Here is a 12,588-nt window from a genome sequence, read left to right on the forward strand (position 1 = left end):
ATCAAGTTGTTAATCATGCCGAGCGCACACAAAACAGAGGATTCAAAAGTCAACGGCTTTTGAACCCTCTGTTTTTATTATAATTTTATTAATGGTTTGTATCCTCTTTTTCCATCAGTTGCTCATTAAGGTTATAACTGCCCTTTCAACACAAACTGATAAACTAAGTAGGCAGATATCAAGTAAATCATAGAACCTATCATGAACGCGCGAAACCTGACATTCATCGGCACCCTTCTATTAAAGATAGGTGCAAGTATTAAGTTTCCAACGCCAATAATTAACGGTCCTGCTAAAAAGAATAATAGCAACATGCGTTCACCTGCTCACTTAAAAATATTGTTTCATAATTGTTTCAGCATCTAAATTCATTCCTTCTAAATTTAAATTGCTGAAATCCATCTGTTCAGTCATTTGATTTGTATTTACAATTACTCCAAGTCCCGCACGTTCTGCAGCAGTTGCACCATTGACTGAATCTTCAATAGCTAAACAACTCACCGGATTCATATTCAATTGTTGAACCGCAGTTAAGTATAAGTCTGGTTCAGGTTTGACCGCTTCTACATCTTCTCTTCCGACAATCACTGCAACCCGATTTGTTAATCCTAATGCTTGAAGTGCAGGTTGAATCGCTTCACGACTACTGCTCGTCGCAATCGCAAAAGGAATATGTTTAGCCTCTAAATGTTCCATCAAACGACTGATATTTTCAATCATCGATAGATGTCGACTTTGTTGATGATGATCATCATACAATGCCTTAGTTGCTTCTTCTCCTATTTGTGATTCTATATATTGATGCAATCCTTTGGCTGCACCGCCGATGGATTGACGATAAAAATCTACTGAAATTGGATTTTTTTGATGTGCAGTTAAATGTTGATTGATCACATCAAACAAATGTTGTTCCGTATCAATAATCGTACCATCAAAATCAAATACGACTGCTCTATATCGCATGATGTATTCACTCTCTTTCTTTCCTATGTATTACACTCATTATATTGAAAAAATGACAAAATTAACAATTATCTTCATTTCGTCCAAAAGTCCTAGTGAAAAAGTTTTTAAAGCGTGATACAATTTACAATGAATTTGAACAACACGCAATCCATCCATCTTATGCCACTCAAATATAAATTATACTTCTGGAGGAATTGTCTATGTTTATAGATAAATATGACACTTTTATTATTAATATAGGGCATCTATCAACATGGCTTAAGCGAAGACAATTATTAAAATTATGCAGACAACTTCAAAGCAGTCACGCTGTTCAAGCAGAATTCACTCGAATTAAACAACAGCCTGTTTTAAAAGTCCGTATTCCAAAATGCAACCTGCCTTACTTCATCAGTTTCTTAAGTTATCACAACTACCCTATCTACCAGATTTTACCTTTTGCAGACAAAGACTTCGTCTATCAATTTGCGCCGAATATTCAAGCTTCTATGCATTTCAAACTTAAAATTGACGGTTTACAAGATATGTTTGTCAAAGATAAAATCATTGATATTATGCAGTTTCTTAAACATCAAGAAGACATTAAATATGTACTCACAACGTATCACATTGATATTTCATGTACACCGCACGTATTATCTAAATTGATTCATGCGCTTGCGACACAAAACATCGATGTATTAGGTGCGAACTACAGACCACGCATCGCTCAGCATAAATATTCTACAATCTCATAATTAAGTGTACCGTTCTGACATTCCATGATTGGAGTGTCTTTTTTTATATTAAAACTAAAAAATAAAAATGTTCATTGCTCTTTTGTAAATTTAGTATTAAGATTAAGTTAATTATTTGTAAAGGAGGCGCTTTCTTGTTTAACTTCTTAAAACCGCCAAAGCCGATTGCTCCTCTACCAAAAGAGCAAGTTGATGATACATATAAACAACTACGAATGAAAGTATTCTTAGGTATCTTCATCGGTTATGCGGGTTATTATTTATTACGCAAAAACTTTTCTCTTGCGATGCCTGATTTGATTGAACAGGGGTTCAGTAAAGGTCAATTAGGTATTGCGCTATCAGCCGTTTCAATCGCATATGGTTTTAGTAAATTTGTGATGGGAACTGTCAGTGACCGAAGCAACGCACGCATGTTCTTAACACTAGGATTGATTTTGACTGCAATTGTCAATCTGTTGCTTGGTTTTGTTCCATTCTTTACTTCAAGCATTTTAATCATGTTTATTATGCTGTTCTTAAACGGCTGGTTCCAAGGTATGGGGTGGCCACCTTCAGGACGTGTTCTCGTCCATTGGTTCAGTGTGAGTGAACGAGGCAGTAAAACAGCCATTTGGAACGTCGCACATAATGTCGGTGGCGGCTTAATGGCACCGATTGCGACTTGGGGCATTTCTATGACTGCCTTGTATAACTTCGGTTATTTAAAAGGATTTGAGGGTGTCTTCATTTATCCTGCATTACTTGCGATTATCATTGCGATCATCTCTTATATCTTAATTAGAGATACTCCACAATCACAAGGTTTACCACCGATTGAAGCCTATCGTAATGATTATCCGACCGCTTCAAGAACAACACTTGAAACAGAATTAACTACCAAAGAAATCTTGTTCAAATATGTGTTGAATAACAAATGGGTATGGGCAATCGCTTTCGCAAATATCTTCGTCTACTTCGTTCGTTATGGTGTACTTGACTGGGCACCAGTCTATTTAAGCGAAGAGAAACATTTCGATATGAAATCCTCTGGATGGGCTTACTTCCTTTACGAGTGGGCTGGGATTCCTGGAACATTACTGTGTGGTTGGATCTCAGATAAACTCTTCAAAGGACGTCGTGGTCCAGCAGGTTTCTTCTTTATGTTAGGTGTAACTATTTTCGTCTTAATCTACTGGTTAAACCCTCCAGGTAATCCATTAGTAGATAACTTAGCACTCGTTGCGATTGGTTTCTTAATCTATGGACCAGTGATGTTAATAGGCTTGCAAGCATTAGATTATGTACCTAAGAAAGCAGCAGGAACAGCTGCCGGGTTAACAGGTTTATTCGGTTACCTATTTGGTGCAGTCATGGCTAACATCGTACTTGGTTTCGTGGTTGATCAATTTGGTTGGGATGCAGGTTTCATCTTATTAACAGTGATTAGTATTCTAGCTATGTTAAGCTTTATTCTGACTTGGAATAAACGTGGTCAAGAAACTGTCTAATTGTTGAAAATTTAATATATAAAATAAAACAAGCGACATACGCTGCTTTCTAGCATTGTGTGTCGCTTGTTTTGATTAAAATTCTTCTTTGTCTTCTTGCATTTCTCTTAAAATGTCTTGAAGCTTAATGAACATATTTTCAAAGCCGTGTGCCGTCGCATCATGATATTCTTTCTTCTGCTGTTTGTATTCCAAAGTTGTCCAACGTCTTTCTTTCGGAACAACAGCAGTATAACGGAAGTTCATTTGTGTCATGTCTGAACCTGGTTCACGTTCAAAAATTTCTACTTCAATCGTATCTTCTTTGTCGCTCAGTTCAGGCATACCGATTGTCATCACAATTCGGTTAGGTGCTTCTAGTTCTTGGAAGACCCCTGTTACTCTGTTCTTTTTACCGTTACGTTCATCAACAATTTCATAACGTCTACCTTCTTCTGGAATCAAGTCAATCGATTGATTTGAACGGTTAGAAGTCATGAACCAACGTCTCATGATATCCGCATCTGTCCAAGCTTGATAAATCAATTCGGGCGGGATGCGCATAAAACGTTCCAATGATATGACTACGACGTCATTTTCAATATTATATCTTGCCACTCTGTCGTCACCTACTTTCGCACTCTTTATTATTCTAACGCATTTAGAAGCATAAGCCAAAGTAATCCTACTAGCAAAGCATTTGTCACTATGCCTCTGTGGTTATTTCACAACAAGATTACTTTAACATTTTTCAAGTGAGAAAGTAAAAATTATTTACGCTTTTTGTTTACGTTTATTCAGTTTTGGAAAATTAAAGATGATTGCGGCTAATCCGCTGATTCCTAAAATAATCGGATAAATCGAATAAGGCACTAGCATAAATGGCGAAATACCTGCGACGCCCGCAGCCGCAATGACTTGCGGACTATAAGGTAAAAGGCCTTGGAAACAGCTGCCGAAAATATCTAAAATACTTGCTGATTTTCTTGAGTCGATATCATATTCATCTGCGATATTTTTAGCTAGTGGACCTGCCATTAAAATAGAAATCGTATTATTCGCAGTTGAAATATCTGCGGCACTGACTAAACTTGCGATACCGAACTCTGCACCGCGTCTTGATTTGACCTTGCTGCGAACAAAATTAAGTAGCCATGTGATACCGCCATTATGTTGAATGATGCCGATTAAACCACCGATCATTAATGCGATAATCGCAATATCTTCCATGCCGATCATACCTTCTGAAGCGGCTTTCAAGAATCCGATCCAGTTAAATGAGCCGTCGATTAAACCGATAATACCTGAGAGTACTGTTCCACCTATCAAAACAATAATCACATTCACACCGATCAATGCTAAGATTAAAACTAATAAATATGGAATCACTTTAATAAATTCAAAGCTGTAATCTTTTGTACTGCTGATTGTTGCGCTATGTGTCAAAATACCTAAAATAACCATCGTTAAAATGGCACCTGGCAATACAATTTTAAAGTTTACTTTGAACTTATCACTCATTTTTGTATGTTGTGTACGTACTGCAGAAATTGTCGTATCTGAAATCATAGATAAGTTATCTCCGAACATCGCACCGCCGACGACTGTTGCCATGGCTAGTGCTGCTGAAATATCAGTCGCTTCACTAATCCCAAAGCCGACTGGTGCAATGGCTGCGACTGTACCAACTGATGTCCCCATAGAAATAGAAACGAACATACAAATAATAAACAAACCGATAATCAATAAGTTGCCTGGAATTAAACTTAATCCTAAATTAACGGTAGATTTCACACCGCCCATATCTTCAGTCACTTTTGAAAATGCGCCGGCTAATACGAAAATCAAGACCATCAAAATAATATTAGAATGGCCTGCACCTTTGGTGAAGACTTCAACTTTCTCTGTGAATTTTTCTTTGCGATTCATTATTAATGCGACAATAACCGCAATCGTAATCGCAATATTTAACGGCATCTTCGTAAAGTCGCCAGTAATAATCCCAACTCCTAAAAATAAACCGACAAATAGAATTAAAGGAATCAGCGCGACTGCATTGCCCTTTTGTTTCTGTTCAGACATAATTCAAACACCTCACTCATGATATTAAAAAATCCTTTTTTCAGCTAAGAAAAAAGGATACATTATGTTTCTTATCTCTTAGCAAATAGTTGCTATGGGAATTGGCACACGCGTCGCTATCAGCGAACCATGTTGCCGAGGTTTCAAAGTGCCCATCACTCCACCTCTCTTGATAAGCTATATTTATTTTTATTTTTTGAATCTTTTTAAACCTATCATGATTGTAATAGTTAGTCAATCATCAAAGTATGAACTTTTCATTAAGCAATTATTCTGTTGGTCTTTCTAATACAAATTCTTGACCTAATTTTACATAGTCATTACCCGCTAAACGACCAACAGGATGTAACGCTTGCACATCAATTTTATGCGGTTCGATATAAACATCATCAGCGATGTGATAACGTACAACTTCACCTAAAATTAAATCGCTGCCCGCTTTGTCATCACCGAGTTCAATCACACGATCCAGTTTACACTCAAATCGGATTCGCGCCCCTTCGACTGCTGGTACATTAACGACATCTGAAGGAATTGTTTTAAAATCTGTACGTTCTAACTCATTTGCTTCACGTTCAATCGGTGCAGCAGTATTATTAATACCTTCAATCATAGACAATTCAGAAATGTGTACCACAAATTCTCCAGTATCAATAATGTTTTGTGCTGTATCTTTACGGACACCTTCTGTGCGTCCAGTTGAAATCATAATCATCGGCGGATGACTGCTGACCACATTAAAGAAACTGAATGGTGCCGCATTTAAATGACCTTCTTTATCTTGAGAAGTCACAAAAGCAATCGGTCTTGGTAAGACGCTGCCGCTTAATAATTTATAATTTTCTCTTTGCGTTAAATCTTTAGGGTTAAAATGTTTCATCATTCTGCCTCCTTAGTTACTATACTAATTATACCTATAGCATAATAAACTAAACCTTACTTTGCGAATAATGTGTTTGTATGTATAAAAACAGCGTTCCATTCATTGTTGGAACGCTGTCTTAATCATAGCTTAGTTAATTTGTTTACCGCCTGTTACGCCATACACTTGTCCTGTTGTATAACTTGATTCGTCTGAAGCAAGTAAGACATAAGTGCCTGCTAATTCTACTGGCTGACCTGCACGGCCCATCATTGAACTTTGACCGAATTCAGGAATTTTACTTTGCGGTTGACCACCTGAGATTTGAAGCGGTGACCAGAATGGTCCGGGTGCTACTGAGTTCACACGGATACCTTTATCGATTAATTCTTTTGCTAAGCTTTTTGTTAGTGAAATAATCGCAGCTTTTGTAGCTGCATAGTCATGCAAGATTGGATTAGGGTCATAACCTTGAATAGAAGTTGTCGTAGTGATTGTCGCACCTGGTTTTAGATACTCAAGTGCTTTTTGAACTGTCCAGAATAATGAATACACATTCGTTGTGAAGGTTTGTGTGAAATCTTCTGTTTTGAAGTTTTCGAATCCTTCATGGTATTGCTGATGTCCAGCAACCAATGTCACATTGTCTAAACCGCCAAGCGTTTCGTGTGCATATTCAACTAAATCGTAGTTGAATTGTTCATCTGATAAATCACCTGGTTTTAAATAAACAGTTCCGCCTGTATCTTCAATAACTTTCTTAACTTCTTGTGCGTCTTCTTCTTCTTTCGGATGATAGTTAATCACAACTGACGCTCCTTCACGTGCATACGCAATTGCGACTGCACGACCAATCGCAGAGTCACCGCCTGTAACTAATGCTTTCAAGCCTTCAAGGCGTCCATGTCCTTTATATGATGTTTCGCCACAGTCTGGTTTTGGATCCATATCTGTTTGGAAACCTGGCCATTCTTGTTCTTGTTTTGGATAATCTTGATCAGAGAATTTTGTACGTGGATCTTGTGGTGCCATTATCTATCACTCCTCAATTATTTGTCTTTCTATTGATATACCACAAAATCCATATTTCATTCATCGGCAAATTAAAATAATTTTTGAACTAAATTCGCAAGAAACTCAGGCGCTTTTTTCAAAATGTCTTCATTCGGATTATATTTCGGATGATGTAAATCATAATCAGATTGTGAACCGATGAAACTGAAAACACCAGGAACAGTATCACTCATAGCTGAGAAATCTTCACCAATTGTTTTAGGTTGGCTCAATTGTTCAACTTTATAACCTGTCTCTTCTGCCGCTTCTTGTGCAATATGTGTTAATGTTTCATGATTCATGACTGCATTCGGTAAATGAATATATTCTAATTCAATCTCCGCATTAAAGGCAGATGCTAAACCATCACAAATACTTTGTAGACGTTGTTCTGCAAGTGCACGTGTTTCATTATTAAATGTTCGAACTGTTCCTTGAATGCGTGCTGAATCTGGAATCACATTCCATGTGTTGCCAGCTGATACTTCCCCAATTGTCACAACTGCAGAATCAAAGGCTGAAACATTACGACTGACGATAGACTGCACACTCGTTAATAATTGACCTAAAATAATCATCGGGTCATTGCTTTCTTCAGGTTTTGCGGCGTGACCCCCTTTTGCTTTGATTCGAATAAAGAAGCGATCTACTGCTGAAGTCATCGCACCTGGTTTAATCGCTAACGTGCCCACTTTTAATGTCGGATCATTGTGAAAACCTGTCACAGCTTTAACACCTTCTAATACACCCGCTTCTACCATTTGTTGTGCACCGCTGCCCACTTCTTCGGCAGCTTGGAATAAAATACGCACACGTCCAGGCAATTCTGCTTCTTTCTCTTTCAGCAACAATGCAGCACCTAAAATACTTGCCATATATATATCATGTCCGCAAGCATGCATTACACCTTTATTTTGTGACGTGATTTCACTATCTACTTGTTCTTCTATCGGTAAAGCATCAATGTCTGTACGTAACGCAACAATCGTTTCGCCTTCACCGATTTCTGCCACTAATCCTGTGTCTAGTGGATAATCTATAATTTTAATCTCATGTTCTTCTAAAATTTCTTTTAAACGCGCAGTAGTGTCATATTCTTGATAAGAAACTTCTGGATGCTGATGAAACATACGTCTCCATTCGACTAATTGTTCAAAATGACTCATAAACTTTCCCTTCCTTTACTTACAACGTAGATCACTAAATATATTGCTGAACCTGCCGCAACACCAAAGGCTAAATTATTCGTTACTAACGTAACAGTCATCGTACCGATAATCGTTGCGGTATTTAATACAGGCTTCGCTTTAATCGCTTGTATAGTACGTCTATCAAAGGTATTCAACGCAATCGAAACTAATACAGTCGCGAGTACGACCATTGGAATCAGTGCGATAACAGGCCCTAAGACGTAAATCGTCAATAATAAAAATAAAGCAGTCACTAAGGTCGCATAACGTGCAGTTGCACCGACTTTCACATTAAATTTTGATTGACCGACTAATGCACTGCCTCCAAAACCACCAAATAATCCTGCTGCTAAATTCGCAAGTCCTTGTGCAGCTGATTCTTGATTTAAACAACTCTTTTCATTTGTTAGCACATCTAATGCTTGTGCAGTCAATAAAGATTGCAGTGTACCTACAATTGCCATCGTGATACCGTAACCCACAATAACCATTAAGGCATGACTTTCTGTAAACAGATGAAACTGAGACCATTGGAGTTTAGGTAATACCACATAGATATCCGCTAAATCTTTTACATAATGTAGTTTCGGGTGAATAAGATGTGCAATGATGGTTAAGACAATAATTGAGATCAAAGGTGCTGGAATAAATGAAATGAATCGGGGCGCGAACCAAATAATTAAAAAAGAGACTATCGCAAAAACATACGTTGCGATTGAAATGTTGAAAATATTATCGATTTGCGAAGACATTAATAATAAAGCTAAGGCATTCATAAAGCCGATTACAACTGCTTGAGGAATGCGTTCAATCAATCGTCCTACATTTAACGCACCCATGCCTAATTGGAGTATCCCCATGACAATCGTTGCACAGATTAAGTATCCGACACCATGATGCATGACTAGAGGTGCTGCGACTAAAGCTATACCACTGCTTGGTCCTGTAATCATTAAAGTCCTGCCTGCAGTCAGACTGAGTACAATCATCATAATCCCCATACTCAATAAGCCGATTGAAGGGTTCATGCCGACAATAAATGAATAAGCAATTGCACCAGGCAATGCAGATAACGCAATTAAAATACCTGCCAACACATTGTCTTTGATATCACCTTTCCATTGATTCACATACATTTGACGTTCCAATTTTTTCACCCGCCCACTTCTCTATGCACTTATCTTAACATAAATTGTCAGACTATTAAGAAGCAAAAAAACAGCCACACTTATGAGAAATCATAAGCATGGCTGTAAAAAGTTCTGTTTAACTGATAGTTAAAGCTTATTGTTGTACTTCAATACGGTTGTCAATAAATAACTTACCGTCTTTATAAACATATTCCGCATGGTTGATACCATAATGGTATGGTACATATTCATAATTCGGTACATTCCAAATCACGAAGTTTGCGCGGTCGTCTTGTTCTAACGTACCTGCATCTGCATCAATTGCTTTTGCCGCATTGACTGTGACTGCGTTCCAAATTTCATTTGGAGTTAATTTTAATTTCAGTGCTGCAATTGCCATAACCATTTGTAAATTATTCGTTACGTTACTGCCTGGGTTGAAGTCAGAGGCAATGGCTACTGCACCATTATTATCCAACATACCGCGTGCATCTGCGTATTGATCTTTACCTAAATAGAATGTTGTTCCTGGTAAAACAACCGCAACTGTGTCGCTATCTTTTAATGCTTGTTTATCTTCTTCACTTGAAGCGACTAAGTGATCAGCTGAAATCGCACCTTGTTCAATCGCTACACCTAAACCACCTAAAGGATCAATCTCATCTGCGTGAATTTTCACATCAAAGCCTTGTTCTTTAGCTGCTTTCATATATTCACGTGATTCATCAACTGTGAAGACACCCGTTTCGCAGAAGATATCCGCAAAGTCTGCATATTCTTTTACTTCTGGTAATAAGTCAATCATCTCTTGTAAGAATGCTTGATTAGATTCCGCTTCTTTCGGCACAGCGTGTGGCCCTAGGAATGTGTGTTTCATTGTAATGCCATACTTTTTCTCTAAAGCATGTGACACTTTTAATTGTTTCAATTCATTCTCTTTATCTAATCCATATCCACTCTTACTTTCTACTGTTAAGACACCATAAGACATCATTTCACGTAAAGACTTGTCTGTTTTCTTTAACAACTCATCTTCAGTTGCCTCACGTGTTGCTTTAACTGTAGATAGAATACCGCCGCCTTGTTCTAGAATTTCTAGATAAGACGCACCTTGTTGTTTTAATGCCATTTCATGCTCTCTTGAACCGCCGAATACTAAGTGTGTATGTGCATCAACCAAAGCAGGAGATACGACTTTGCCTGTCGCATCTACCACTTCTTGTGCATCATACTCTTCTGTATGAGGTCCTGCATAAACTACTTTACCGTCTTTCGCAACTAATGTTGCATTTTCAATGATTTTCAACTCATTTAACTGATTGCCTTTTAAAGGTTTATCAGTTTTCTTCGGTAAAATTAATTGTGCAATATTTTGGATAACAACATCATTACTCATTAGAATCTTGCTCCTTTAACATTGGAATATCGACACCTTTTTCATTTGCTGTATCAATCGCAATATCATAGCCAGCATCAGCATGTCTTACTACACCCATACCCGGATCTGTTGTTAATACTCGTTTCAAGCGTGCTTCTGCACGATCTGAACCGTCTGCAACAACAACCATACCGGCATGTAATGAATAACCCATACCTACACCACCGCCGTGGTGGACTGAAATCCAAGAACCACCTGCTGCAGTATTGACTAATGCGTTTAAGATTGCCCAGTCACCTACAGCATCTGAACCATCTTTCATTGATTCAGTTTCACGGTTTGGTGATGCTACTGAACCTGAGTCTAAGTGGTCACGTCCAATCACAACTGGTGCTGAGATTTCACCATTACGTACTAATTCGTTTAATTTCAAGCCCATTTTCGCACGTTCGCCATAACCTAACCATGCAATTCTTGAAGGTAAACCTTGGAATGCAATTTTTTCTGTTGCCATATCTAACCAGCGCATTAACTTCTCATCTTCAGGGAAAAGTTCACGCATTGCTTGGTCTGCACGTTCGATGTCTTTTGGATCACCACTTAATGCCGCAAAACGGAAAGGTCCTTTACCTTCACAGAATAACGGTCTGATATATGCTGGTACGAATCCAGGGAAATCAAAAGCGTTTTCTAAACCTTGGTCATACGCTACTTGACGGATATTATTACCATAGTCAAATGCTACTGCACCACGTTTTTGGAATTCTAACATTGCTGCTACATGATTTTTCATTGATTGTGAAGATAATTTTACATATTCTTCAGGATTTGCATCGCGTAACGCTGACGCTTCTTCTAAAGAATAACCTTCAGGTACATAGCCGTTTAACGGATCATGTGCAGACGTTTGGTCTGTAATGATATCAATCTTGAAGTCACGTTTTAAAATCTCATTATAAACTTCAGGTGCATTGCCGACTAAACCAACAGATAATGGTTTGCCTGCTTCTTTCGCTTCTTGCGCTTTTTCTAACGCTTCATCTAAAGAATCTGTGATAATATCACAATAACGTGTCTCAATACGTTTTTCGATACGAGATGGATCCACATCTACACCGATAACTACCCCTTCATTCATCGTTACAGCTAATGGCTGCGCACCACCCATGCCGCCTAAACCAGCTGTTAATGTGATTGTACCTTTTAATGAACCGTTATAATGTTGGTTTGCGAGTTCAGCAAACGTTTCATATGTTCCTTGAACAATCCCTTGAGAACCGATATAAATCCAGCTTCCCGCTGTCATTTGACCATACATCATTAAGCCTTTTTTATCTAATTCATGGAAGTGTTCCCAGTTTGCCCATTTCGGTACAAGTACAGAGTTCGATAATAATACTCGTGGTGCTTCTTCATGTGTTTTAAAGACAGCAACAGGTTTACCAGATTGAACTAGCATCGTTTCATCACTTTCTAAGCGACGTAATGTATCTACAATAGCATCGAAAGCTTCCCAGTTACGTGCCGCTTTACCAATACCTCCGTAAACGACTAACTTTTCAGGATGCTCTGCTACTTCTGGATCTAAGTTATTGTATAACATTCGAAGGACTGCTTCTTGTTCCCATCCTTTACATTCAATTTCCAATCCTTTTTTCGCTTTAATTTGTCTGCCTTTCGCTGCTACTTCTTTAGTCATAATCAATCTCTCCTTTGTTTAG

Annotated in this window: 12 protein-coding genes and 1 riboswitch; of the genes, 2 read left to right on the top strand and 10 right to left on the bottom strand. The window is 38.1% G+C overall.

What is annotated here, in order from left to right; all coding sequences use genetic code 11:
- Positions 1–131: 131 nt before the first annotated feature.
- Both HMPREF3270_RS14145 and HMPREF3270_RS01255 read right to left on the bottom strand, forming a co-directional pair.
- Positions 132–314, bottom strand: coding sequence for a hypothetical protein (locus HMPREF3270_RS14145; protein WP_070468812.1), 183 nt, complete (start codon positions 312–314; stop codon positions 132–134).
- Positions 315–330: 16 nt separating this feature from the next.
- Complete coding sequence (locus HMPREF3270_RS01255) at positions 331–963, bottom strand: HAD-IA family hydrolase (protein ID WP_070848681.1); 633 nt, start codon at positions 961–963, stop codon at positions 331–333.
- Between the two features lie 203 nt (positions 964–1,166).
- Here HMPREF3270_RS01255 and HMPREF3270_RS01260 point away from each other — a divergent pair, with 203 nt between their 5' ends.
- Positions 1,167–1,703, top strand: coding sequence for a hypothetical protein (locus HMPREF3270_RS01260; protein WP_002479658.1), 537 nt, complete (start codon positions 1,167–1,169; stop codon positions 1,701–1,703).
- Positions 1,704–1,837: 134 nt separating this feature from the next.
- Positions 1,838–3,193, top strand: a complete 1,356-nt coding sequence (gene glpT / locus HMPREF3270_RS01265; protein WP_060803637.1) for a glycerol-3-phosphate transporter — start codon at positions 1,838–1,840, stop codon at positions 3,191–3,193.
- 75 nt (positions 3,194–3,268) lie between these two features.
- Here glpT and HMPREF3270_RS01270 read toward each other — a convergent pair whose 3' ends face one another.
- From HMPREF3270_RS01270 to hutU, 8 genes are all read right to left on the bottom strand, one after another.
- On the bottom strand, positions 3,269–3,790 hold the full coding sequence (locus HMPREF3270_RS01270; protein ID WP_002479660.1) for an SRPBCC family protein: 522 nt from the start codon (positions 3,788–3,790) through the stop codon (positions 3,269–3,271).
- 156 nt (positions 3,791–3,946) lie between these two features.
- Entirely contained in the window at positions 3,947–5,254 is a 1,308-nt protein-coding gene (locus HMPREF3270_RS01275) for a Na+/H+ antiporter NhaC family protein (protein ID WP_070848682.1), read from the bottom strand.
- A 68-nt stretch (positions 5,255–5,322) separates the two neighbouring features.
- A riboswitch (SAM riboswitch) is annotated at positions 5,323–5,433 on the bottom strand.
- Positions 5,434–5,522: 89 nt separating this feature from the next.
- On the bottom strand, positions 5,523–6,134 hold the full coding sequence (locus HMPREF3270_RS01280; RefSeq protein ID WP_023015031.1) for a flavin reductase family protein: 612 nt from the start codon (positions 6,132–6,134) through the stop codon (positions 5,523–5,525).
- 132 nt (positions 6,135–6,266) lie between these two features.
- Entirely contained in the window at positions 6,267–7,148 is an 882-nt protein-coding gene (locus HMPREF3270_RS01285) for an SDR family oxidoreductase (RefSeq protein ID WP_023015032.1), read from the bottom strand.
- 71 nt (positions 7,149–7,219) lie between these two features.
- Positions 7,220–8,335 carry an amidohydrolase gene (locus HMPREF3270_RS01290; protein ID WP_070848683.1) on the bottom strand — a complete coding sequence of 372 codons (1,116 nt, stop codon included), beginning with the start codon at positions 8,333–8,335 and terminating at the stop codon, positions 7,220–7,222.
- Positions 8,332–9,516, bottom strand: a complete 1,185-nt coding sequence (locus HMPREF3270_RS01295; RefSeq protein ID WP_348538415.1) for a SulP family inorganic anion transporter — start codon at positions 9,514–9,516, stop codon at positions 8,332–8,334. Before HMPREF3270_RS01295 ends, HMPREF3270_RS01290 begins: the two co-directional genes overlap by 4 nt.
- 127 nt (positions 9,517–9,643) lie before the next feature.
- The gene (gene hutI, locus HMPREF3270_RS01300; RefSeq protein WP_002479666.1) at positions 9,644–10,885 is read right to left on the bottom strand and encodes an imidazolonepropionase; all 1,242 of its coding nucleotides are present in this window, start codon (positions 10,883–10,885) and stop codon (positions 9,644–9,646) included.
- Positions 10,878–12,566, bottom strand: a complete 1,689-nt coding sequence (gene hutU / locus HMPREF3270_RS01305) for a urocanate hydratase (protein ID WP_057509931.1) — start codon at positions 12,564–12,566, stop codon at positions 10,878–10,880. The genes hutI and hutU overlap by 8 nt, the downstream gene beginning before the upstream one ends.
- Positions 12,567–12,588: the final 22 nt, after the last annotated feature.

The organism is Staphylococcus sp. HMSC65H10, from assembly GCF_001839185.1.
In the GTDB taxonomy this organism is placed as follows: Bacteria; Bacillota; Bacilli; order Staphylococcales; family Staphylococcaceae; genus Staphylococcus; species Staphylococcus simulans.